Origin of the sequence: Paenibacillus antibioticophila (assembly GCF_000455265.1) — a bacterium.
GTDB lineage: Bacteria > Bacillota > Bacilli > Paenibacillales > Paenibacillaceae > Fontibacillus > Fontibacillus antibioticophila.
In genome coordinates this window covers 72,775-96,992 of the sequence record NZ_HG005139.1, presented here as the reverse complement: position 1 = coordinate 96,992, position 24,218 = coordinate 72,775, and the positions used below count along the sequence as shown (strand labels likewise).

General features: G+C 53.4%; 23 protein-coding genes and 1 riboswitch. Of the genes, 3 read left to right on the top strand and 20 right to left on the bottom strand.

The genetic code is table 11. The features are described 5' to 3' along the window. Positions 1-4: 4 nt before the first annotated feature. The 12 genes from purH to TX85_RS00360 all read right to left on the bottom strand — a co-directional run bounded on the left by purH (position 5) and on the right by TX85_RS00360 (position 13,931). The gene (gene purH / locus TX85_RS00415) at positions 5-1,552 is read right to left on the bottom strand and encodes a bifunctional phosphoribosylaminoimidazolecarboxamide formyltransferase/IMP cyclohydrolase (protein ID WP_044477186.1); all 1,548 of its coding nucleotides are present in this window, start codon (positions 1,550-1,552) and stop codon (positions 5-7) included. Positions 1,553-1,872: 320 nt separating this feature from the next. After that, on the bottom strand, positions 1,873-2,487 hold the full coding sequence (gene purN, locus TX85_RS00410; protein WP_044477185.1) for a phosphoribosylglycinamide formyltransferase: 615 nt from the start codon (positions 2,485-2,487) through the stop codon (positions 1,873-1,875). Continuing rightward, positions 2,487-3,530, bottom strand: coding sequence for a phosphoribosylformylglycinamidine cyclo-ligase (purM, locus tag TX85_RS00405; RefSeq protein ID WP_044477184.1), 1,044 nt, complete (start codon positions 3,528-3,530; stop codon positions 2,487-2,489). Before purM ends, purN begins: the two co-directional genes overlap by 1 nt. A gap of 495 nt (positions 3,531-4,025) precedes the next feature. Further along, entirely contained in the window at positions 4,026-5,507 is a 1,482-nt protein-coding gene (gene purF, locus TX85_RS00400; RefSeq protein ID WP_044477183.1) for an amidophosphoribosyltransferase, read from the bottom strand. Then, on the bottom strand, positions 5,492-7,735 hold the full coding sequence (gene purL, locus TX85_RS00395) for a phosphoribosylformylglycinamidine synthase subunit PurL (protein WP_044477182.1): 2,244 nt from the start codon (positions 7,733-7,735) through the stop codon (positions 5,492-5,494). Before purL ends, purF begins: the two co-directional genes overlap by 16 nt. Then, the gene (gene purQ / locus TX85_RS00390) at positions 7,713-8,402 is read right to left on the bottom strand and encodes a phosphoribosylformylglycinamidine synthase subunit PurQ (RefSeq protein WP_044477181.1); all 690 of its coding nucleotides are present in this window, start codon (positions 8,400-8,402) and stop codon (positions 7,713-7,715) included. Before purQ ends, purL begins: the two co-directional genes overlap by 23 nt. Positions 8,403-8,405: 3 nt before the next feature. After that, positions 8,406-8,651, bottom strand: coding sequence for a phosphoribosylformylglycinamidine synthase subunit PurS (purS, locus tag TX85_RS00385; protein ID WP_044477180.1), 246 nt, complete (start codon positions 8,649-8,651; stop codon positions 8,406-8,408). Positions 8,652-8,723: 72 nt separating this feature from the next. Next, positions 8,724-9,620: a phosphoribosylaminoimidazolesuccinocarboxamide synthase gene (locus tag TX85_RS00380; RefSeq protein ID WP_044477179.1), complete on the bottom strand. Its 897-nt coding sequence runs from the start codon at positions 9,618-9,620 to the stop codon at positions 8,724-8,726. A 72-nt stretch (positions 9,621-9,692) separates the two neighbouring features. Further along, a complete protein-coding gene (purB, locus tag TX85_RS00375) occupies positions 9,693-10,988 on the bottom strand; it encodes an adenylosuccinate lyase (RefSeq protein WP_044477178.1) in 1,296 nt (431 codons plus the stop codon). Next, a complete protein-coding gene (gene purK / locus TX85_RS00370; RefSeq protein WP_081671599.1) occupies positions 10,985-12,241 on the bottom strand; it encodes a 5-(carboxyamino)imidazole ribonucleotide synthase in 1,257 nt (418 codons plus the stop codon). Before purK ends, purB begins: the two co-directional genes overlap by 4 nt. Further along, the gene (gene purE / locus TX85_RS00365) at positions 12,238-12,741 is read right to left on the bottom strand and encodes a 5-(carboxyamino)imidazole ribonucleotide mutase (protein WP_044477177.1); all 504 of its coding nucleotides are present in this window, start codon (positions 12,739-12,741) and stop codon (positions 12,238-12,240) included. The genes purK and purE overlap by 4 nt, the downstream gene beginning before the upstream one ends. Before the next feature lie 240 nt (positions 12,742-12,981). Beyond that, positions 12,982-13,083, bottom strand: a riboswitch (purine riboswitch). 140 nt (positions 13,084-13,223) lie between these two features. Beyond that, complete coding sequence (locus tag TX85_RS00360) at positions 13,224-13,931, bottom strand: CPBP family intramembrane glutamic endopeptidase (protein WP_316244860.1); 708 nt, start codon at positions 13,929-13,931, stop codon at positions 13,224-13,226. Positions 13,932-14,029: 98 nt separating this feature from the next. Here TX85_RS00360 and TX85_RS00355 point away from each other — a divergent pair, with 98 nt between their 5' ends. Continuing rightward, positions 14,030-14,758, top strand: coding sequence for a MerR family transcriptional regulator (locus TX85_RS00355; protein WP_044477176.1), 729 nt, complete (start codon positions 14,030-14,032; stop codon positions 14,756-14,758). A gap of 59 nt (positions 14,759-14,817) precedes the next feature. On the opposite strand, the gene TX85_RS00350 is transcribed toward TX85_RS00355, so the two are convergent. The 7 genes from TX85_RS00350 to TX85_RS00325 all read right to left on the bottom strand — a co-directional run bounded on the left by TX85_RS00350 (position 14,818) and on the right by TX85_RS00325 (position 22,347). Next, positions 14,818-16,107, bottom strand: a complete 1,290-nt coding sequence (locus tag TX85_RS00350) for an MFS transporter (RefSeq protein WP_044477175.1) — start codon at positions 16,105-16,107, stop codon at positions 14,818-14,820. Positions 16,108-16,212: 105 nt separating this feature from the next. Then, complete coding sequence (locus TX85_RS27900; RefSeq protein WP_044477174.1) at positions 16,213-17,379, bottom strand: winged helix-turn-helix domain-containing protein; 1,167 nt, start codon at positions 17,377-17,379, stop codon at positions 16,213-16,215. A 991-nt stretch (positions 17,380-18,370) separates the two neighbouring features. Continuing rightward, on the bottom strand, positions 18,371-18,805 hold the full coding sequence (locus tag TX85_RS00340) for a universal stress protein (RefSeq protein WP_044477173.1): 435 nt from the start codon (positions 18,803-18,805) through the stop codon (positions 18,371-18,373). 109 nt (positions 18,806-18,914) lie between these two features. Then, the gene (locus TX85_RS00335; RefSeq protein ID WP_044477172.1) at positions 18,915-19,178 is read right to left on the bottom strand and encodes a DUF1294 domain-containing protein; all 264 of its coding nucleotides are present in this window, start codon (positions 19,176-19,178) and stop codon (positions 18,915-18,917) included. 149 nt (positions 19,179-19,327) lie between these two features. Then, the gene (locus TX85_RS26955; RefSeq protein WP_187375119.1) at positions 19,328-19,465 is read right to left on the bottom strand and encodes a hypothetical protein; all 138 of its coding nucleotides are present in this window, start codon (positions 19,463-19,465) and stop codon (positions 19,328-19,330) included. A 112-nt stretch (positions 19,466-19,577) separates the two neighbouring features. Then, the gene (locus TX85_RS00330) at positions 19,578-21,701 is read right to left on the bottom strand and encodes a DNA topoisomerase III (RefSeq protein WP_044477171.1); all 2,124 of its coding nucleotides are present in this window, start codon (positions 21,699-21,701) and stop codon (positions 19,578-19,580) included. A gap of 55 nt (positions 21,702-21,756) precedes the next feature. Further along, positions 21,757-22,347, bottom strand: a complete 591-nt coding sequence (locus TX85_RS00325; protein WP_049894735.1) for a hypothetical protein — start codon at positions 22,345-22,347, stop codon at positions 21,757-21,759. A 194-nt stretch (positions 22,348-22,541) separates the two neighbouring features. Between TX85_RS00325 and TX85_RS00320 the strand changes: the two genes are divergently transcribed. Continuing rightward, entirely contained in the window at positions 22,542-22,754 is a 213-nt protein-coding gene (locus TX85_RS00320) for a hypothetical protein (protein WP_044477170.1), read from the top strand. 24 nt (positions 22,755-22,778) lie between these two features. Here the strand turns inward: TX85_RS00320 and TX85_RS00315 are convergent, their stop codons facing one another. Then, the gene (locus tag TX85_RS00315; RefSeq protein ID WP_044477169.1) at positions 22,779-23,702 is read right to left on the bottom strand and encodes a DMT family transporter; all 924 of its coding nucleotides are present in this window, start codon (positions 23,700-23,702) and stop codon (positions 22,779-22,781) included. A gap of 254 nt (positions 23,703-23,956) precedes the next feature. On the opposite strand from TX85_RS00315, the gene TX85_RS27135 reads away from it, so the two are divergent. Next, on the top strand, positions 23,957-24,218 hold a 262-nt coding region (locus tag TX85_RS27135; protein WP_262362593.1), incomplete at its 3' end, for a rhodanese-like domain-containing protein.

Below are 24,218 nucleotides of genomic sequence, written 5' to 3'. Positions count from 1 at the left end.
TTTATTAGTGTCTAAAATGTCTGACTCCGGTGAAGACCATCGCGATTCCATTCTCATTAGCAACCTTGATCGACTCTTCGTCACGGACACTGCCCCCCGGCTGAATTACCGCCGTAATTCCAGCCTTTGCTGCAAACTCCAACGTATCTCCCATCGGGAAGAACGCATCGGAAGCAAGCACACTGCCCTTCGCCTTGTCGCCCGCTTGCTCAATCGCAATCTTTGCCGATCCGACGCGGTTCATTTGCCCGGCACCTACTCCAACCGTCATATCATCCTTTGCCAGCACAATCGCATTAGACTTCACATGCTTAACGACCTTCCACCCGAACAACAGCTGCTTCAATTCCGCCTCGGTCGGCTTGCGGTCGGTAACCACCGTCAGATCGCTCTCGGACAAGGTGTGGACATCGCTCTCCTGCACGATCATCCCGCCATCAATCGAAGTAACGACGAACTGACTGCTGCGATTAGCGCCCGACTGCAGGCTGCCCAGCTTCAATAGACGAATATTTTTCTTCTGTGTCAGTACGTCAAGCGCCTCTTGGGTGAAGTCCGGAGCAATAATGATCTCCAGGAAAATCTCCTTCAACAATACTGCTGTAGCTTCGTCAATGATCCGGTTTGCGGCAATGATTCCGCCGAAAATCGATACCGGATCCGCATCATACGCCTTCCGGTAAGCTTCATAAATGCTTTCGCCTACTCCCACACCGCAAGGATTCATATGCTTCACGGCGACAACAGCCGGCTCATCAAACTCCTTGACAATTTGCAGGGCTGCATTGGCATCGTTGATATTGTTATAGGAGAGTTCCTTGCCGTGCAGCTGCTCTGCTGAAGTCAGCGTGTCCACGGCTGCAAGCGGCTTCCGGTAGAATGCAGCCTTTTGATGTGGATTCTCGCCATAGCGCAAATCTTGAATTTTCTCGTAAGTGACCGTAAAGCGTTCCGGCAATGGGTCGCCAGTCACCTTCGACAAATATTCCGAGATCAGTGCATCATACGCCGAGGTATGACGGAACACTTTCGCCGCCAGACGCTTGCGCGTATCGAGCGTAGTATCGCCGTCAGCCCGAATCTCTTCAATTACGCCGGCATAGTCTGCAGCATCCACTACCACACTGACAAACGCATGGTTTTTCGCCGCAGAACGAAGCATGGTCGGGCCGCCGATATCGATATTTTCAATCGCGTCCTCATAAGTCACATCCGGCTTCGCAATCGTCTCCTGAAACGGATAGAGATTCACGACCACCAGATCAATATAATCCAGTCCCAATTCCTGCATTTGCGCCTGATGCTCCGCACTGTCGCGAACCGCCAGCAGTCCGCTGTGCACAGCCGGATGCAGCGTCTTCACCCGCCCATCCAAAACTTCCGGGAATCCGGTCACATCGGAAATCCCGATGACGGGCACGCCTTCCTTCGCCAGCAGATTTTTAGTACCGCCGGTGGATATGATTTCTACCCCCAGTCCGGACAACTCCCGGCAAAACTCTACAATCCCTGTCTTATCCGATACACTGACCAGCGCTCTCTTGATTCCCACGTTCCAGGTCCCCCTTTAATTTTGACGAATGTGCTTGCAATATTTCTCGGGAAATATCGAAAAACCATTCTATATAAGTTAAACTAATGATCCTTACGCTCTTAGGGCAACGTGTGAAGTGTTCTTACGAGCTCTGTTGTTCGCGGAATCCTCTGATTGGACCCAATTATGGTAAGGCGGAATTCCACTCACAAAGGCGAACTCTACCGAAGCGTATGCTCCCGAAGCAGCTTTCAGCAAGAAAGCTTTCGCTTCAGCACACTTCACACTTTTTGCTTTTCTGCGTAGCTTCTTAAGTTAAACTTATATAGCTCACAGCCCTAACCCAACTCAACCTTGCGTCCGTTCACGCGAACTCTGCCCTTGGCAAATTGTTTCACAACCTGAGGATATAAGCGCTGTTCGACTTGGTGAATCCGGGCCGTCAAAGAATCGACATCCTCGCCGGGCTCCACCGTCACAGCTTCTTGCGCCACAATGGTTCCCGTATCCATGCCCTCATCCACCAGGTGCACGGTCACGCCCGTAACCTTGACTCCGTAATTCCAAGCTTGTCCAATAGCATCCGTGCCCGGAAATGCGGGCAGCAGGGATGGATGAATATTCAACATTCTTCCGGCGTAAGGACTAACCAATACCGGTGTAAGCAGGCGCATATAACCAGCCAATATGACTAGGTCGATCTCAAGCTCAGTAAGCCTTGCTGCGATCTCAGCCTCGTAATCCTCGCGCCGCGCATATTCCTTCGGGCGGAACAGATACGTCTCCACCCCCGCCTGGCGGGCCCGTTCGACGACAAAGGCATTCGGCTTGTCACAGACGAGCAGCACGATTTCACCGCCGCCAAGCCCCCCTTCCCGGGAGGCCTCCAGCAACGCCTGAAAATTACTGCCATTTCCCGAAGCAAATACAGCAATCCGACAGCCTTGCGACATCAGACTTCCACCCCGGTAAAGGTAACCAGCCGTTCTCCGGCAGTAATGCGACCGATTTGATACGGGGTCTCGCCCGCTTCGCGCAATGCGGCAAGCGCCTGCTCGGCATCCTGCTCCGCAACGACGATGATAAGCCCGATTCCCATGTTGAAGGTCGTGAACATGTCCCGGTTACTGACCTCTCCTGTACGCTGCAGCAGCCGGAAGATCGGCTGCACCGGCCAGGAGCCATAGTCGATTTCCGCGTTTACGCCGTCCGGCAATACGCGAGGGATATTTTCGATGAAGCCGCCGCCCGTAATATGAGCCATTCCCTTCACCTGGACCTTCTCAAGCAGCGACAGCACCGGCTTGACGTAGAGCCGCGTCGGCGCCAGCAAAACCTCGCCAAGCACTTCTCCATCCAGCCCGGATACCCGGTCCTTCAGATCATAGCCCGCTTGCTCCAGCAAGAGCTTACGCACCAGCGAGAAGCCGTTGCTGTGAACTCCGCTGGACGGCAGTCCCAATACAACATCCCCTGCAGCAATGGAACTGCCATTAACGATCTTGCTCTTGTCAACCACGCCGACCGTAAAGCCGGCTATATCATATTCACCCTCGGCATACATGCCGGGCATCTCTGCCGTCTCGCCGCCGATCAGAGCACAGCCTGATTGATGACAGCCTTCGGCAATCCCCGCTACAATCGCCTCGATCTTCTCGGGAATGACCTTGTCGCAAGCAAGATAGTCCAGGAAGAACAGCGGCTCTGCGCCTTGCACCACGATATCGTTGACACACATTGCAACCGCATCGATGCCGATTGTATCATGCTTGTCCATTGCAAAAGCCAGCTTCAGCTTGGTGCCGACCCCATCGGTTCCCGACACAAGCACCGGCTCCTTGTATTTGTCCTTATTCAAGCCGAACAATCCGCCGAACCCGCCAAGCTCTGTCATAACCTCAGGACGGAACGTCCGTTTGACATGCTTCTTCATCCGCTCTACCGCTTCATTGCCTGCCGCAATATCCACTCCGGCTTGTTTGTATGCCTCAGACACGTATCGACACTCTCCCTATAACATATTTTCTTGGCTAAAGATAACTAGCTAAGTTGAACTAATGATTATACACAGGAGGCAACGTGTAAAGTGTTCTTACGATCGCTGTTGTTCGCGAATTTCTTGGATTGAATTGGCCATGTGAAGGAAGAAATCCGCTCTCAAAGGCGAACGCTACCGAGCTTATGCTCTCGAAGTAGCTTTCTTTCAGAAAGCTTTTACTTCAAAACACTTTACACTTATGCCTTTTCTCTGCAGTTCTTTAGTTCAACTAATATAGCTCCTTACTATCCTAGTAGCTGTATAAGATACATCTATTCTTCGTTCTTCTCTTGAAATAGACATGCTTAAATGTACGGACTGCAATTAAATGGCTTCTATGCCAAGGTGAAGAGCCTAGATCGTGGAAAATAGCTGTACTTTCTACACCTAGTTTGCCTGTTTCCCCTTCACTGAAGAAATATAAATGTAGTTTTTACAACTAGCTCTCACTACTCAACACGTACAGCCAAACTTCTCTTCCCCGTCAAAATCCGTTTGGGTCGGATAGTCATTGTCGAAGCAAGCCATACACAAGCCGCCCTTATAGTCGCCCTGATTAAATCCGCCGACAGCTCGTATCAATCCATCCGGGGTCAAAAATTGCAGGGAATCCGCATTAATCTCTTGGCGAATCTCCTCCACCGACTTGGAGGAAGCGATCAGCTCTGCCCGGTCGGGTGTATCAATGCCGTAGAAGCACGGATTTTTAAACGGAGGCGATGTAATCCGCACATGCACCTCGGTCGCTCCCGCCTCCCGCAGCAAATTGACGATACGCCGCGAGGTCGTTCCCCGGACGATGGAGTCGTCAATCATTACAACCCGCTTGCCCTCCACCACGCCTCGCACGGCGCTAAGCTTCATCTTGACGCCTTGCTCGCGCAGCTCCTGGCTCGGCTGGATGAAGGTCCGGCCGGTATATTTATTCTTGATCAGTCCAAGCTCATAAGGAATTCCTGTCTGCTCTGCGTAACCAATCGCAGCCGATATACTCGAATCCGGCACTCCGGTTACTACATCCGCATCCACAAAGGATTCCTGCGCCAGCACCTGTCCCATCTGCTTGCGGGCCCGGTGCAGGTTCGCTCCGTTCAACTCGCTGTCCGGCCGGCTGAAATAGATGTATTCCATCGCACACAGCGCCTTGCGCTGCGGCTCGGCATAACGATCCTCCCGCATTCCGTTCTCATCCAGCACCAACAGCTCGCCCGGCAGGATATCGCGGATAATTTCGGCACCGACCACCTCAAAGGCACAGGTCTCCGATGAGAATAAATAGGCGTCTCCTAACCGCCCCATCGTCAGCGGACGCAGACCGTGCGGATCACTGGCAACGATCAGCTTGTTGTTGGTCATCAGCAAGAAAGCAAACCCGCCAACCAATTGGCGGAGCGCATCCTTGGCTGCCTCAACAAATTCCTTCGATGAACGGGCGATCAGATGGGCGATAACCTCTGTATCACTGGTCGTCTGGAAAATCGAGCCCGCCTGCTCCAGCTCCCGGCGAATCTGCGGGGCATTGACGATATTGCCGTTCGTTGCCACCGCGAGATCTCCATCCCGATATTTGAAGATCAGCGGCTGGGCATTCGTCAGACGGCTATCGCCGCTCGTCGAATAACGCACATGACCGATGGAGCGGTTCCCCGGCAACGAGGACAGCTTGTCACGGTCAAACACCTCTTTGACCAGCCCCATGCCGCGGTGGTAGTTGAACTGCTCTCCATCAGTTACACAGATTCCCGCGCTCTCCTCGCCGCGGTGCTGCAATGCATGCAAGCCGTAATAAGACAGCGAGGCCGCCTCCGGGTGTCCGAACACACCGAACACGCCGCATTCCTCTTTCAAGGTATCGAAAATATCGCTGCGCCCCGTGCCTTCGTTATAATAGTCTCCCGTCCATAGCTGCTGCGAAGGCATCATTGCATCCGACATGGAATCGCATCCTCCCAGACCCGGGCCAGCTCCTTCACCGGTCTGTCAATCGCCGATGCTCCGTTAACGGAGACCTTCAGCGCACTGCCCTCAACAACGCCGATCCGCTGTACCGGAACCCCGCGCGAGGCAAGATGATCCAGCAATTGCTCCGCCTGTGCCGGAGCTGCCGATAACACGATCCGCGACTGGGATTCACTGAACAACGCCAAATCAGCACGCAGCGCAGAATCAAGCTCAATCTTGGCACCGATGCCGCCGCTGATGCAGCTCTCGGCAATCGCTACCGCTAGGCCGCCCTCTGACAAATCATGTGCCGAACGAACCAAGCCGCCTTGAATAGCACTTAGCACGGCATCAAGCAGCTGCTTCTCCACTTGGAGGTCCAGCACTGGCGGACGTCCTTCTGTTACGCCATGCACCACGGCCTGGAACTCGCTGCCGCCAAGCTCGCCGCGGGTATCCCCGAGCAGCACAATGACATCGCCCTCGTTTTTGAACCCTTGCGTCGTAATATGATCCGTATCATGAACCAGGCCAACCATCCCGACAACCGGTGTCGGATAGATCGCACCTTGCAAATTTTCATTGTACAAGCTAACATTACCGCCGATGACCGGTGCGTCCAGCACACGGCAGGCTTCCGCCATGCCGTCAACCGCACGCTCCATCTGCCAGAAAATATCCGGCTTCTCCGGGCTGCCGAAATTCAGATTGTCCGTAATCGCCAGCGGCTCTGCACCCGAGCACACAATATTCCGTGCGGCTTCACTCACTGCAATCTTGCCGCCCACTTCCGGATCCAGATAGACGAAACGTCCATTACAGTCCGTCGTCATAGCCAGCGCCTTGCGGGTGCCTTGAACCGTCACCACCGCCGCGTCAGAACCCGGGCGAACCGCCGTGCTGGTCCGAACCATGTAATCATACTGGTTATACACCCAAGCCTTGCTTGCCACCGAAGGCGAAGCCAGGATTTGCTCCAACGCTAAGTTCAGATCGCTCACTTCCGGATAGCGAAGCGTGTCGATTCCTGCGTTTTGCTCATAATAAGCAGGCACCGAGGATGGCTTTTCGTATACCGGACATTCATCTACAAGTGCGGTCACCGGCATATCGCCAACCACTTCGCCATGATGGAACAGCTTCAGCCGGCCGTCATCCGTAACCTTACCGACCTTCGCGCAAATCACGCCCCACCGTTCAAAAATCTCCAGCGCCTGCGCTTCATCCTTCGGCTCCACTACGAACAGCATACGTTCCTGGGACTCCGACAGCATCATTTCATACGGAGTCATGCCCTCCTCGCGCTGCGGAACCTGATCGAGATACAGCTCCAGACCATTCCCCGCCTTGCTCGCCATCTCCGCACTGGAGCAGGTCAACCCGGCTGCGCCCATATCCTGAATCCCCAGCACAATGCCGGTATCGATCAGCTCCAGACACGCCTCCATCACGAGCTTCTCCATGAACGGATCGCCAACCTGTACTGCTGTCCGCTTTGCCTCCGATTCTTCAGTGAGCTCCTCGGATGCAAAGGTCGCTCCGTGAATTCCGTCCCGGCCTGTCGGAGGACCGACATAGAACACCGGATTTCCGACGCCCTTGGCTACGCCGCGTTGAATCTTATCGTGATCGATCAAGCCGACGCACATCGCGTTAACGAGCGGGTTGCCATCATAGCTTTCGTCAAACACCACTTCGCCGCCTACCGTCGGAATGCCGATACAGTTCCCGTAGCCCGCGATGCCGGATACGACATGCTCGAACAAATATTTCACGCGCTCGCTCTCCAGCTTGCCGAAGCGAAGCGAGTTCAGCAGCGCCACCGGTCTTGCCCCCATGGAGAAAATATCGCGGATAATCCCGCCGACACCTGTAGCGGCGCCTTGATAAGGCTCAACCGCTGACGGGTGGTTATGGCTTTCGATTTTGAATACGACCGCCTGATTATCTCCGATATCGACAATGCCCGCGCCTTCGCCCGGTCCCATCAGTACGCGCGGCCCGCTGGTCGGAAAGCGGCGCAAGAGCGGCTTGGAGTTCTTGTAAGCACAATGCTCCGACCACATGACGCTGAACACACCGATTTCCGTGTAGTTCGGCTTGCGCCCAAGGAATCCACAGATCAGCTCATACTCGCTGTCCGATACGCCCATCTGTTTGTAAATGTGCTGCTCCGCAATTTGCTCTGCATTCGGTTCCTTAGCGGACACCTGCTGATTCATGCCGATCCCTCCATGCCTTTAATATCGAAGTAAACATCTTCTTGCCGTCTTCCGAGCCAAGCAGTCCGTCAACCGCCCGTTCCGGGTGCGGCATCATGCCGACCACATTTCCGCGTTCGTTCGTAATCCCCGCAATGTCGTCCACCGAACCGTTGGGATTGCTACTGTATCTGAAAATAATCTGCCGATTTTCTTGCAGCTGCCTCAAGGTATCCTCATCGCAATAATAGTTGCCTTCCCCATGCGCAATCGGAATCGTAATTTCTTCTCCTTCCGCATAGAGCGAGGTAAATGGATTGTCATTATTCTCGACACGAAGCACCGTATCATGACAGCGGAACTTCAGGGAATCGTTGCGGCGCAGCGTCCCCGGGAGCAGTCCGGCCTCGGTCAAAATCTGGAAGCCGTTGCAGATGCCCAGGACGTATTTGCCTTCTTCTGCCGCCTTGGCTACCTCATTCATCACCGGCGCGAAGCGGGCAATGGCTCCACAGCGGAGATAGTCTCCGTAAGAGAAGCCGCCCGGCACGAGAATGCAATCATAGCCCGACAAATCTGTAGCTGTGTGCCATACGTAGTCAACCGGTTCGCCAAGTGCAGATTCTACTGCCTTGTAACAGTCGATATCACAGTTGGAGCCGGGAAATACGAGGACTGCAAATTTCATGGATCAGCCCTCCAACTCGAAGCGGTAATCTTCGACAACCGTATTGGCCAGCAGCTTCTCGCACATCGCCTTGACCCGGGCTTCCGCCTCAAAGCGGTCATCGGTGTCCAACTGCATCTCCATATACTTGCCGATTCTCAGACCCTCAACCTCTCTGAATCCCATCGAATGCAGCGCCCCCTGTACGGCAACCCCCTGCGGATCAAGTACGCTTTGCTTAATTGTGACATATACGCGAGCTTTCAACATTTTCCCGTGTTCCCCCTTGTCATGGTATGTGCGGCGATGCCGCAAAATAGATTGGCTGACCGGCTGCGACGGCTATAGCTCCGCCCCGGTCAAGCGCCGGTAAATCTCCTTATATCTCCGGGTTGTCTCCTCCACAACTAGCGGCGGCAACGGGGCCGGCGGGCTGATCTTGTCCCAGTCCGAGCCGGCCAAATACGTGCGAACCGGTTCCTTGTCCATACTGTCGATTTCAATATCGAGCGCATAGTTCTCTTCGGCCCAGAAGCGCGAGGCATCCGGGGTAAAAATCTCGTCAATGAAGATCAGCTTGCCATCCACCAGACCGAATTCCAGCTTGCAGTCCGCAAGAACAATGCCGCGCTGTTCACAACGCTCGCGGGCGTAGCTATACAGCTCCAGACTGCGGGTCCGCAGCTGTTCCGCCAGCTCCGCGCCGGTCAATTCCGCCATCCTCGCGAATGGGATGTCTTCATCGTGTCCGACATCGTTTTTTGCGGCCGGCGTGAAGATTGGCTCTGCCAGCTTGCTGTTCTTGCGCAGTCCCTCAGGCAGCTTGATTCCGTTAATCTCCCCGCTCTCCTGGTACTGCCGCCAGCCCCCGCCGGTCACGTATCCGCGGACCACGCATTCGATATCGATGCGCTGCGCCTTGCGGGTCACCATGATCCGGCCGCGTAATGCCTCACGGTGCTCCGCCGGAACAATGCCTTCCAGCCGGTCTACATCGGTGTGGATCACATGGTTATCGATCAGGTGACTGGTCTGTTCGAACCAATAAGCGCTGAGCCGGTTCAGGACCTTGCCCTTCTCCGGCACAGCCGGCTCAAGCACGAAGTCGAAGGCCGAAATCCGGTCCGTTACGACGATGAGATAATGCTCCCCAAGATCGTACAGCTCGCGAACCTTCCCTTTATATAGCAGCGGGGCCCCAATCATTCCCTCCGCCGTGGAAATCGCCGGTGTTGACATGCTTGCTTCCCTCCTATGAACCTTTATAGTTCAACTTACATTTTTCATTATTCCTTTAATACAAGGACTAATTTAGTTCAATCCCAGCTTGGTAAAAATCGTGTCCACATGCTTCAAATGCCAGGATGGATTAAATGCATCCTCGATTTCTTCCTTGGTCAGCACGGAGGTGATCTCCGGCGTCTCTTCAATAATGTCCCGGAAATGCCGCTGCGTCTCCCAGGCCTGCATCGCGCGAGGCTGTACAGTATCGTATGCCTGCTCACGGCTGAAGCCCTTATCGATCAGCTTCGTCATCACCCGGCCGGAGAACGGCACGCCGAAGGTGCGCTCCATATTGCGCTTCATATTTTCAGGGAATACCGTCAGATTCTTCACGATATTGCCAAAGCGGTTCAGCATGTAGTTAAGCAGCATCGTTGCATCCGGCAAAATCACACGCTCCACCGAAGAGTGCGAAATATCGCGCTCATGCCACAGCGTCACGTTCTCATAAGCAGAGAGCATATGCCCGCGAATCACGCGCGACAGGCCGGAAATGTTCTCGCAGCCAATCGGATTGCGCTTGTGCGGCATGGCCGATGAGCCCTTCTGTCCCTTCGCAAAGGCTTCCTCCACCTCGCGGAACTCACTCTTTTGCAGCGCCCGGATTTCCGTGGCGAACTTGTCGAGCGAGGTTGCAATCAACGCCAGGGTCGCCATATATTCAGCATGACGGTCACGCTGCAGCGTCTGCGTTGAGATCGGCGCCGGGCTCGTGCCCAGCTTGCGGCAGACGAACTCCTCTACAAACGGGTCGATGTTCGCATAAGTGCCGACCGCACCGGAGATCTTTCCGAACTGAACATTGTCGGCTGCCCGCTTGAACCGTTCCAGGTTCCGCTTCATCTCTTCATACCAGAGCGCCATCTTCAGACCAAAGGTCGTCGGCTCGGCATGAACTCCGTGTGTCCGTCCCATCATGGCCGTATCCTTGTATTCGATGGCCTTGTTGCGCAGAATATCGATGAAGCTTACCAAATCCCGTTCCAGAATCTCGTTCGCCTGCTTGAGCAGATAACCAAGCGCCGTATCCACAACATCCGTCGAGGTGAGGCCATAGTGCACCCATTTGCGCTCTGCGCCCAAACTCTCGGAAACGGCACGGGTAAAGGCGATGACATCATGACGCGTCTCCAGCTCAATCTCATAAATCCGATCCATATCGAAGGTGGCATTCTGACGCAGCAGCGCTACATCCTCCTTCGGAATAACTCCCAGCTCCGCCCACGCTTCGCAAGCGCAAATCTCCACCTCAAGCCAGGCCTTAAACTTGTTCTCTTCGGTCCATATGGCCCGCATTTCCGGTCTGCTGTAACGTTCGATCATAACTGTTGGTTCCTCCATATTTTGGTTTGCTGTATAAAATCCAGCCCGTCCTGCACATCGCTGCACAAAAGATTGACATGTCCCATCTTCCGCTTCGGCGCAGAACCTTGCTTTCCATATAAGTGTACTTTCGGGTTGACCGGATTGCCAGCCGCAGACGGCACCCTCTCTCCCCATTGCCCGGTGGCTACTGCCTGCTCTACCGCCTGCAAATGTTCACCAAGCACATTGACCATCACCACTGGTGTTCTCAAGCCAGGGGCGCCAAGCGGCAAATTGCAGATGGCCCGGACATGCTGCTCGAACTGCGAGGTCGCATTTGCCTCCATCGTATAATGGCCCGAATTGTGCGGCCTTGGCGCCAGCTCATTAACATACAGCCTTCCGTCTCCGGTCAGGAACATCTCTACCGCCAGCAGTCCTACTGCTCCCAGCGACTCCGCAATCCGCGAAGCCAGCTTCTCCGCTTCTGCTTGCACTTCCGACCCGATCCGGGCCGGAACGATCGACACATGAAGAATATTGTCTACATGAATGTTCTCGGCAACGGGAAAAGTCCTGATCTCACCACGCGGGCTGCGGGCTGCGATCACGGACAATTCCTTCTCAAACGGAATGAACTGCTCCAATACCAGCTCCGTTCCCGCCTGACTCAATGTAGCATACGCCTCGGCAATCTCAGCCTCTGAGCGAATCACCCATTGCCCCTTTCCGTCATAACCGCCTGTCGCGGTCTTCAATACCGCCGGCAGTCCCAGACGGCTTGCCGCTCCGCGCAGCCCTTCCTCGTTATGGATCTGTTCATAAGGAGCGACCGGCACACCAGCCGCCTCAATAGCCGCTTTCTCACGCAGACGATGCTGCGTTGTATAGAGCAAGCGGCTCCCCTGAGGAACGTAAGACTGCTCTTCAAGCAATGCCGCTACATCTGCATCCACATTTTCAAATTCGTATGTGATTACGTCCGCTTGAGCAGCCAATTCTTGGGCCGCCGCCCGATCTCCGTATCCGGCGACAATCTGCCGGGCAACCTGCCCGCACGGCGACTCCGGTGTCGGGTCCAGCGTTACAAAGCGATAGCCGAGATTACTTCCCGCCAAGGCCATCATCCGCCCTAATTGGCCGCCGCCCAGCACACCGACTGTGGAGCCGGGAGCGATTACCTTCTCGGCATCCAGGTTAGCTCGCGCTTCCCCGCCGGCTCCTTCCGGAGCCAGGCGAGGGCCTGCCGCCTCCAGCTTCAAACGGCTCATTGCTTCTCCTCCAGCACCAGCTCGCCGCTGCTCTCAAGCACTTCATCGCGGATCCGCTCCCGCCGTGCCGTTAGCCGCTCAGCCAGCTCCTGGTCGAATGCGCCAAGCATTTGTGCTGCCAGCAGCCCGGCGTTCGTCGCGCCTGCCTTACCGATGGCTACCGTTGCAACCGGAATCCCGCCTGGCATCTGGACGATGGATAGGAGCGAATCCAGCCCCTGCAGCGCCTTTGATTGTACCGGCACACCGATCACCGGCAGCACCGTTTTGGCAGCAACCATGCCCGGCAAGTGTGCTGCACCTCCGGCACCTGCAATGATCACCTTCAGTCCGCGTTCCGCCGCCTGCTCCGCGTATTCAAACATAAGATCCGGCGTGCGGTGCGCAGATACTACCTTTTTCTCATAAGGCACCTGAAGCTCTTCCAATACCCTGCATGCGTGAGACATGGTCTCCCAATCCGATTTGCTGCCCATAATGACTCCAACCCGTGCTGACATGCTTGACATCCACCCGCTTTCTTTAGGTTTCCTAAACTTTCATAAATCTTCTTCTATAACTAAAATGGTTGAAATTGCTGTTCGTACCCGGAGCCTAAAAAAGAAAAAGCCCGAACTCTATGAAAATACACGTATTTTCAGAAGTTTCGGACCCGGTTGCGAATACGCCGCTTGCCCTGACGAGCACAAAATCGGCCTTATCGGCCGCAGCCCGTCAAGGCAACGCAAGAAACAGCCTATTCCTATGACGTATTCACTCGTAGTCCGAAAATTTACGGTTCTCGGGTAGAGACTTCCGGGCCCTATCCCCGGCTTTATACGAGAGTATATAAGTTTCATTCTCATTCGCGGTTCTCCCGCGCGCTCTCTTAGTTTAACAATCCCCGACAAGGGATGTCAACTCAAACACGAACATTATTTTTTTGTTAACAAAATATCGTTCGTATTTTAACCTATCCCCTTCCCTCTGCAAATCCATCGCATTAAGACAAGGCGGTCAGGATAACGGCAATCGAATTGAAAGCGCCATGAATCAGGATGGCAGGCCAGACAGAGCCGGTTCTTTCATAAGTCCAGGCAAATATAATACCCGAGATGAAATTGACCGGCATGGCATTCAGGGTCGGATAATGAGCAGCGGTAAAAATCAGGGAACTGATCAATAGGCTTAACCCTTTTCCCGTACGTGTTCTCAACCACCGATAAATAAATCCGCGATAAAAAATCTCTTCATACACTGGGGATATGACCCCTGCCGATAGAATCCCTATGCATACTGTTAGTCCATTCACTTGCTCACGCAATGCTTCGGTCTTACTGTTATCCACGGTATTTCCCATATATCCTGTGATAATGACAGCAGCAATACTAAGGATCGTCAGGATCAGGAACCAAAGGATTATCTTCCCCCAATAGCTGGACGGAAAGCATCGAATACCGACTTGATTCCAAGATAATCCAAGGGGCCGCAAGGCAATCAGATAGAGTCCGGTCAGCAGGATAACGGCAATGGTCAGGCCCGTCAAGGCACCGGCATACAAGGAATTATCCAACCGCGCCTCATACAGGGGCTGCAGGCCATGTTTGACGAACCACACAACACCTCCGAATTCAAGCAGCATTAAAGCAAGAAATTCACGCCATGACCATTTATTTTCTTTCGTCCACTTCTCCGCGATGTGCATTTCCATTTCATTGGCCTCCAGTACGTATGTCGTATGTTATACTGGCAACTATAAGTGGTTACGCAACGTAACCTGCAAGCATAAATTCGTCAGGGGAGAAAAAAATGGTTCAATGGACTACCGGACAAGTAGCCAAAAAGCGCTCCATTTCGGTCCGAACACTTCGATTTTATGATCAGATTGGATTGCTCCGTCCTGGTCGGAAGGATGATCACGGCCGCCGGTACTATTCCGAGGATGACTTGTTTCGACTGGAAAAAATAATGATGCTGAAGCAGTTGGCTTTACCGCTGGAGGATATTGCCCATCTGCTGGATGCGCTGTCGTATCGGGAGATACTTATTGCCCATCACAATCACCTTCAAGATCAATTAAGCGCCCTGCAAAAGCAAATTGATCATACGGTCTCTCTGATTCATATGGTGGATTTGGAGGATGACTTGCCCTGGGAGAAAGTATCCGGGTTCATTGCCCATGGGAAATCAACCCCCAAGAAATGGGTCGACTATTTCGAGAAGGAAGAACAGGAGCTACTGCGAAGAACCTTGCCGAAATTAGAAAACAACGACACGGTCACCCAGCAATATATTTCCTTGCTTCGCCGGATCGATTGGTGTATTTCTCAGGGGATCCAGCCCCAATCCGAAGAGGGACAAATTATTGCACAAGAGCTGCTAACGTTATCCAAAGTTACCTTTGGCGGAGACCAGGAGCTGGAAAGCAAGTTCTGGGAGGTTCGGAAACGTCCGGCCGCGGATACCGGATTGCTTCCCATAAGTGAAGAGGTACTAGCCTTTGTGGAGGAGAGCATTCACTTTGCCGAGCAGCATTAAAATTGCTGGCGTGGGTGCTCATGCGACTAACAACATTCAATATCTATCGAAAAGCATGTTTAAGCGGAGGGCATTTTCATTCCGGATACACCGGCCCCGGTTTCTTTAACTTCCGTTTGAGGCCAGAGCAAGCGCCGGAGCAAAATTCCTGTCAGGCCAAGTCCCACCATCGTTATGCCGATAGACATGAAGGCCGTCCCAACGGAAAGCGCCCGGATGAATAGTCCCCCAACCAGCGGCGCGGTCAGCATCACGAGACTGTTCATTGTATTCTGAATGCCGAACACGCGCCCGACGACGTCCGGAGAAGTTTCCTTCTGCAAAATATAATTTTGGACCAGAATATATGTCCCATTGCCGATTCCGAGCAGCAGCCCAAATCCTAGCAACAGCCAAAGCGGGCTTGCCGGAGGGCATAGCCCCAGCAGCGCAATACCCAGGCCGATCAATCCGCAGCCTCCGCCCAATCCCCAAGCATAATGGATTTTACCCAGCTTGTTCAGAACAACAATCGCGCCCACGGCACCCGCTCCAATCGCGGCCACAACCTGTCCGGTCAACGATTCATTATCGGGAGAAATAGACTTAAACAGGGTCGGAAATTGATAATCAACCATCAAGATTGCCGTTAAACCGATAAAGCCAAAAATCATAGTATGAAACACCACTTTACGGTGCCAGAGGAATGCCCAGCCTTCCTTCCATTCGCTCCAGAAGCTCTGTCTTCGGAACTGCCCCTTTGCGACTTCCCTCTCTTGTCCGGCTTTACCAGCAGGCAGCCTCCATAACCCCAGCAACAGAAGAGCAGACAGCAGCCGCGCTCCCATATTAATCAGGATACAGGCATGGGGAGACAGGGCAGCAAGCGTTACCGCGCCCAGCAGCGGTCCGGCCACCTTAGATCCCTGGCCGACCAGTCCGTTATAGGAGGTCGCCTGCAGCAATAAATCAGCGGGAACAACCCGGCGGGTCAGCGCTTGTTGAGCTGGCACATGAAATACACCGGCCATGGCCCGGAGCGCCAGCAGCGGCAACAGCCATGCAAAATTCGGAGCGAACAGGACACCGACCGTCAGGATGACGGTCAGCAGATCACACAGCATCATTAGCTTCGCCTGCTGGACCCGGTCCGCCAGCGTGCCTGCAAAAGAACTGAACAAAACGGCCGGTAACGCCATGCATACCGGAATGAGCGCAATCATGAACGGGTCTACGCCCCAGCGATAGACTACCAAAACCTGAATGGCGAGCGCATCGAACCAGTCTCCGAACGAAGCGAGCGCATAGGCGGAAAACATGCTCCTGTAACTGCGGATCGACCACAGCGCGGAGCGGGAAGCAGATATCATTTAACAATTCCTCCATCCTTCATCTGTCCATTTCGTGATCACTCTTTGCAGCTTAACCGATGAATATCAGAGAATGATCAAATAAGAATGGGGGACGGGGATAAATTACTCCTTTTCGACCATACCGGCTCCAAGAAATTCCGAAATGTATTTTTCCATGACGGGGCGAAGCGTCGATAGATGAAATTCCTTCTGTACGGACTCAAATAAATAGGCATATTTACGCGCTAATGAATTCTCCGGATCACAGCGCCGCAAAAATAAATTAATCTGTTTGATAGCACCTAGATAAAGCGGCAGGTGTTGAGACATGCTCAGTATCTCCAGTCCTTCATCCAGACTTTCTTCCGCTTCTCGCTCTTGCCCCTTCGTAAGAAGGCGCAAGCCTTTAAAAACGCGAAATCTGCCTATCTCTCTAATATAAGGCTCTTTCTCCAGCAAGCGCTCCAGTCTGGCAGCGGTCTGATCGGCCTCCTCCCAGCTTCCGGCCACCAGATGAACATACATCTCCATCAATGCCACGGGCATGACAAAACCGGTCAATCCGTCTTGCTCCACTACGCGCCCAGTATGATCAAATCGTTCGATAGCCTTCTTGGGCTTGCCGGCATCGGCATACAGCTCAAGAATATTCAGGATTTCCATCTCCCTGTGCTGTTCCGGCGTCATTAGGCCTTGCCTCAGCACTTCCTCGCAGTAATCGAGCACCCGGTCGGAATCTGGCGTGGCCGCCCAGTAAAGAAGGAGCAACCAATAAAAACGTTCCCGCGGTTGAACCTCGTCCGTTTCCAGAAACCACCCGATGTCGGCTTGAATAAACCGGATATAGCTCCGGAAATATGCATTGATCTCAAATCCGAGGACTTCGCGCTGAGACGCCAATGCCACGATAGATTTTCCCTGCCCGAGCAAATGGTATTTTTCAAACAGCCCCCGTACCGCATTCTGGATCTCTTCATCACGCATGGAGGGATTGTCCAAAGCTTTGGGCTCAGCCATGATAAGACTGTAGCCGTAGCCCCGAATCGTGTTAATTTTGACATGCGGCCAACGGCGAAGCTTTTTGCGCAAACGGTAAATATGGTCATCGACCGTCCGCTCTACCGGATATTCCAGCACCCAGACCCGGTCCAGCAATTGCTCGCGTGAAAAGGCCTGCCCCCGCCGCTCATATAAAAACTGCAGCAAGGCAAATTCCTTGGCCAGCAATTCCACGCTTTCCGTTCCGTCGTTCACCGTATAGCCGGCTGGATCAAAAATAAGTTGTGCCATGTTCATTCTTCCTTCCTATCGATTCGGGTTCAAATTATATTTGCTGAATGGATCTTCATGTGTTTTGTGCCTATTGGTTGCTTCAGTTCATTTAAGCCTATTGTGGCTGGGCGGATCGCTGGATAACCTTGACGATTATATTGTAGAAGGGGTAACTAAATTCCTCGCCATTTCCAAATTTCACAGGTTTAAGTATACCACCTACAGGTTTTGGACTAACGGATATTTTGGACTCGCTAGAAAGGAGTATCTTCTTTGAATTTGCTAGCGGACATTTTGAACCGTTAGCCGACATTTTTGCGCATTTTCGAAGGGTAACGGACATTTTCGGCATTTAAGACGCTCAATCGGCTCTGATTCACACAACTCACCTATCTAAGCAGCCAAAATGTCCGTTACATTTCTGGCTTCATCCATAGTGGCCTTTAAGGAGACGTAATGTCCGTTAGACCAAGCATTTCCCCTCTGAGCAAATGTATCGATTGCGCTGCTTGCATGCTGTCTGCATTGTTGCTTGCATTGTTGCTTGAATTGCTCTAGTTACAACGCATCAGTCAAGCTCGAAAAGAAGAATATCGCCCTGTTAAGCGCTGCAGCAGTGCTTAATAAGGAACAGCGTTCAGGTCAACCGTCAAAAGATGTCTGTTTTTTCAGAATCGCTCTGGCACCGCGCGCAGCTCCCAGCGCGCGGTGGGACGGTACGGCTGAGTTTTTGCGAATCTAACTGTACTCTATACTACTATTTCTAAATTCAGTGCCAAACTTCAGAACTTAGGCGTATCTTTTCCAAAAACCGTCACCATAGATCGAATATAAGTTGGAGCAATGATCCTGTTGGCTCAACCTTTGTTATCTCACCCGCATAGCGGGCGGTTTTCTGTTTCGCATGCTTCGCGTGCTCAACGGGCTGAAGCCATTAACAAAAAAGCGGGAGGATTTCCCCCGCTTTTCCATGCAATCCAGGCGGATCGCTATTCTATTTAAAGATGATTTATTTTACCACGAGTACCGGAATACGCGCATGCTGCACCACATTATGACTGACACTGCCCAGCACGAATTCGCGGATGCCTCCGAGCCCTCTGCTGCCGATCACAATCAGATCGGAATCGTGCTTCTTCACATAATCAAGCAGCGCTTCGGCCGGCGCCCCCTGCAACAACTCGACCTTCGCCGTTAAACCCGCCTGCTTAACCCGTTCCTCTGCTTCCTTCACCGTACTCTCAGCCATATTATAGAAATCCTGATTCACAGAAGCGGGAATCGGCGCGAAGCCCTCCGCTATATAGAACCTTGGAAAATCAAACGCATGAACAACCGTAAGACTGGCTCCCGGCGTCAGCTTCACCAGTTCAATCGCTTTATCCAGTGCCTTATTGGCGGCTTTGGATCCGTCGAAGGCGGCAACAATTTTAGAAAATAACATAGGTCAGCACCCCTTATCTCTAAAAGTATGTAAACCAATAACCCTTGACCCAACGAATGAAACTATTCCAGGCATCTCCTCCGGTCTGTATCCGTGTTAACGGCCGGTCTCAGCTTAAGAAATAGCCGTACAACACCGCATTTAACAGCAAGAGCAGCGGGATTCCGATCCGGAAGCTGGCGTGCTTCGTCTTGTGACGATGGATATTCATCGCCAGGAGGATGCCCAGCGCACCACCGATAGCCGCCAGTAGAAACAGTGTTTTTTCCGGCGTACGTTCCTTACGCTGTCTGGCCCGGCGCTTGTCATCGGACATGACGATATAGGCTACTAAATTAATAAATACAAACCATATCACGATTCCTATCCGCATAACCGCTCCCCTCCCTTCATCGCTCTAGTTCTATTATACTGCTAACCTCTTCTGCATACCAAACAGAAAAAGACCAGGCGCCCTCACGGGAATGAAGGGCCTGGCCTTACGTTTAGGAGACTGCTGCTGCAATTTGCCGGCTGAATCTATCAGGATTCCTGCTTCGGAATATCGTTCAGACTGGCTGGACGCTCGCCTTGCTTTTTCGGCTTGGGCGTGATGCTCTCCTCCAGAATACTGGATTTATTCTGCTGATTCTCTGTCTTGCGCGCTTTATGATACGGCATGAGCTTCACCTCCTGTGGAAATAAAGAATGCAAATCAATTCATTCCCATCATTATCCTCCCGCAGGGGCTGCCGTTTTATGCAAGCTCTGTTGAGTCCTCATTCCTCAATTGCTATTTGTCCTGCTTCTCCAGCGCTGCCTTCAACAGATCCCCGAGGTTGTTGCCGAGCGATTCCTGCTTGGCGTATTGCTTCACAAGCTTCTGCTGCTCCCGCTTGTTCACATGCTTTGAATCCTTGTTCAAGGTCTCCGTAATTCCACAAGGCAAACACTGCACGTACAGACCGGCTTTACCTTCCTTCAGCTCCATCTTCTTATGGCACTGCGGACAGCGGCGGTTCGACAGACGTTTCTCGCCTGAACGGCGGTATCCGCAATCCTCGCTCGGGCAGATCAGCAGCAAGCCGCGTTTGCTCTTCTTCTCCAGCAGCCGCGTGCCGCAATCCGGGCAGTGGCTGTTCGAGACATTGTGCGGTTTGTAAGTGGCCTCACTGTTCTTCACGCCACGCACCAGTGTCATCGTCATTTCGCGGATGCCGCCAAGGAACGGCTCAGGCTTGCCCTGTCCGCGCGCGATCCGCTCCAGCTCGGCCTCCCATTTGGCCGTCAGCTCCGGCGAGCGCAGATCCTCGGGCGCCAGCTCGATGAGCTGCTTGCCTTTGCCCGTCGGATGCAGTGAAGATCCCTGCCGCTCAATCGTATCCGAGCTAACCAGCTTCTCGATAATATCCGCACGGGTCGCCGGGGTTCCCAGTCCATGCTTCTCCATCTGGGTCAGCAGGGCGGCTTCGGTATACCGCTTCGGCGGCTGAGTCCGCCCCGGCAGCAAGCGGCAGCGCTTGATCGTCAAACGCTGGCCCTCCTTCAGCTCCGGCAGAGTGCCGCTGTCCTCTCCGGATTCTTCCTCCTCGTCCTCTTCGCCCCCGGCTTGTCCGTCATAGACGGCCTTCCAGCCGCTGTCCTTGATCGTGATCCCCTTGGCATGCAGCTTCTCGCCCTCTGCCTCCACGACCACTGCAACCTGATCAAAACGGGCCGGCGGATAGAACAGGCTGATGAAGCGGCGAACGATCAGATCATATAATCTCCGTTCCTCCGTATTCAGCGTATTCAGCAGTACCGTCTGCTCGGTCGGGATAATTGCATGATGATCCGTTACCTTGCTGTCATCGACCACGCGCTTGCCCGGATGGAGCGGCTTGCGCAGCAAAGGCCGGGCCAAAGATGCATACGGGCCTATCGCCACACTGGTCAGCCGTTCCTTCAATGTATCGACCATGTCGGTCGTCAGATAGCGCGAGTCGGTCCGCGGATATGTCACCAGCTTATGCTGCTCGTACAGACGCTGCAGTACATTTGATGTCTGCTTTGCAGAAAAGCCCAAATAACGGTTCGCATCCCGCTGCAGCTCGGTCAGATCATAGGCTTGCGGATGAGGCACCTGCTTCTCGCTCTTGGCCAGCTTCACAATGACGCCGGTCTTACCTTCCAGCTTGCGCTGCAATTGTCCGGCCTGCTCTGCATTAAAGATTCTGGAATCGCCGTTGGACCCCCGCCACAAAACCTCAAACCCGCCAAGGTCGGCGCGCAGCGAATGAAACTCCTCGGAACGGAAGGAGGTAATCTCCCGCTCCCGCTGCATAATCATACCCAGCGTCGGCGTCTGGACACGGCCCGCAGACAATGGAGAACCGAACTTGCAGGTTAAGGCCCGGGTTACATTCAATCCGATCATCCAATCGGCTTCAGCCCGGCAGCGCGCCGACTGATACAGCCGGTCAAACTGGCTTCCCGGCTTCAAGGACGCGAATCCCTCCTTGATCGCCTTGTCGGTCTGCGACGAAATCCATAGCCTCTTGAAGGGTTTGTTCCATTTGGCCATGCTCATAATCCAGCGTGCCAGCAGCTCCCCCTCCCGGGCAGCATCCGTGGCTACGATCAGCTCACTGATGTCCTGACGGCGCATTAACTGTTGGACCGCCTTATATTGATGACTGCTCTCCCGCAGCACCTTCAGCTTCATGGAGCCAGGCAGAATCGGCAAATCCTCCAGCGACCAGGTCCCGTATTTCCCGTCATAGTCCTCCGGCTCCGCGAGTCCGACCAGATGGCCCAGAGCCCAGGTGACTACGTGCTTCGGACCTTCCAAATGACTTTTATGTTTATCCCGGCAGCCCAGCACCCGGGCAATCTCTCGGGCAACAGACGGCTTTTCCGCTAATACCAAAGTTTTCATAACGAACACAAGCACTCCTTTCCTGACTATCCTCCATTATACCATCCCATCTGCATCAATCCAGAAACGGAAAGAGCAAATGCGCGTACACATATTTGCTTTTGCGGGTTTTAAAGGTCAGCCGGAGCTCCCCATCCTTCACACAGACGGAGCGAAGCAGAGAAGAACAAATCTCCCGCTTAATGAGCCGTTCCGCTGTACGCTGCTCCCCTCGCCGGATGGCGCGGGCAAGTGCGGCCGCATATACCGGCTGCTTCAGCAACCGCCGATAATAAGGAATCAACAACGCCGCGATCCGCCGATGCATGACCGGGCTGAAATGAAATTGCACCGATCCCGGAGGAATCGTGGTGCCGCAGCTATACTCTGACCAAGGTTTAGGGCAAGAAAAGAAATAACCGATCCCGTTGGTGCCCAGTCCGTTTCGGATCAAATCCGGAGCAACCGGACGAAGCAAGGCGATCATCCGGTCAAGATCTCCCTTTACAATCGCTTTGCTCCAGGCTGCGGCGAACCTGCGGTTCCGGGCTACCGTCCGCAGGAAAGGCAGCATACTCCCTGCCGTGACCCGAAGCAATGCTGCTGTTGGCTTTCTAGGACCGCTGCGGCGAACAGCTTTGCATGATTTTCCGCTCGTTTTCCCCATTTCAATCTCCTCCTCATTCAGACCCACGCCTGATTACTGGCACGACGCTATATGCTTCATCCTATGTAGGTGATGGCCGCTTCGGCTGGGCGCAGTATGCTGGACAAAGCGAATTGGCGGCGATATGCTCTTGATAGCGGCAAAGGAAATTCCGCCGTCAAAAAACAAACTGAAGATCAGAGGAGACAACGATTGTGCCAACCGTTCGCAAGCTGCTCACTGAGCAGGATTTTCAAGATGCGCTTCAGCGCCAGCTCCGGATTCGGGTATTCGAAGGACAGCATTTAGTAGAAAACGGGACCGTCATTATCCGGCTCGATGGAGATACCGTCATCACGCAAAAAAGCGTGAGTGACATTACCTATCACTCACGCCGTGACTGTCAATTTTTTGAGGTCAAAAAATAAGAAAAATGAAGTGTTTACCCAGCTTTAGGCAGATTTCCTACGTCGCTCAGGTTCCGCCGCCGGCTTCGGTACTTCCTTGTTATTAGCAATAAACAGCCATACGCCAGCCAAAATAACAGCCCCGGCCCCAAGCTGAAGCCCTGACAGACTTTCTTTAAGCAATAACCAGGCCAGCAAGGAAGCGACAACCGGTTCCCCCAGTACGGCCATGGATACAGCGGAAGCACTCATATACTGCATCAGCCAATTAAAGAGATAGTGCCCGAACAAGGTAGGAACGACCGCTAGCAGCAAGAAGACGCCCCATTCCTTGGACGAGTATCCGGTAAAGGAATAGCCTTGAACAAGATTATAAACAGCCAGCAGCGAGGCGGCCGTGAAGAACACCCAGAAATTGTAGACAAACGCGCTCATGCTCTGCAATATTTGCTTGCCCGCCAGCATATGAGCCGCTACTGCAAATGTTCCCAGCAGGGATAGCAAATCACCATGCACCGCCGATCCGGATACCTGGAAATCGCCTGCACCGATAACGATTGAACCGACCAGGGCCAGTCCGATGCCGAGCATCATGGTCCGGTTGATTCGTGTGCCGAACAGAAAATAGGACGAGCTGACGACCAAAATCGGTTCCAGCGTTAAAATCACCGTGGAGCTGGCTACCGTTGTATAGGACAAGGAGCCGATCCAGAAGAGAAAATGGAGGCCAAGCAGCGTTCCCGACAGAAGCAGCCAGCCCCATTGTCTTCCGGTTAGAGAAAACATCTCTTTACGGGATTTCCATACAAGCGGCAGCATAATCAGGTTCGTCAGGAACAGCCGATACATACCGATCACCGACGCCTCGGCGTCTGACCATCGGATGAAGATCGACGAGAAGGAAATCGCAATAATGCCGATTATAAACAGGATTTGATACTTGAGCGAAGCTCTCGCGGTGGAATTCATTAATTCATCAGGTTCCTCTCATCGCATAGTACATCTTGGGGCTATTCTTCGAACACTTATGCCTTTTCTAAGTAGTTTCTCTAGTTCAACTCTATAGTCCGCTCCATAGTATAGCTGAGCTGTTGCTGGAACGGCAACTGCTATTTTTAGAGGTATTTTAAGAGGGGAATTTCGTGGAGTCCAGGAGCGAATTCAGTCGCATACAGACAAAGCCTAGGACTTCATTCTATCGCTAATTTAGGGAGGTAAATGATATGGAAGCTTTGGTAAGCCCCAGATGGGTGCTTGCAAGAATGTACGAGCCCGATCTCGTCATCGTGGATTGCCGGTTCAAGTCCGGGGAGCCGGAAGCCGGACGGCTCGCCTACGAGACCGCCCATATACCAGGGGCGGTCTATCTTGATCCGGAGCGGGACTTGTCCGCTCCGGACGGCGATGGCCGCGACGGGCTGCCGCGGCCAGAGGAGCTGGCGCTGACCCTGGGTCGCGCCGGCATCGGCAATGCCGTCCGGGTCG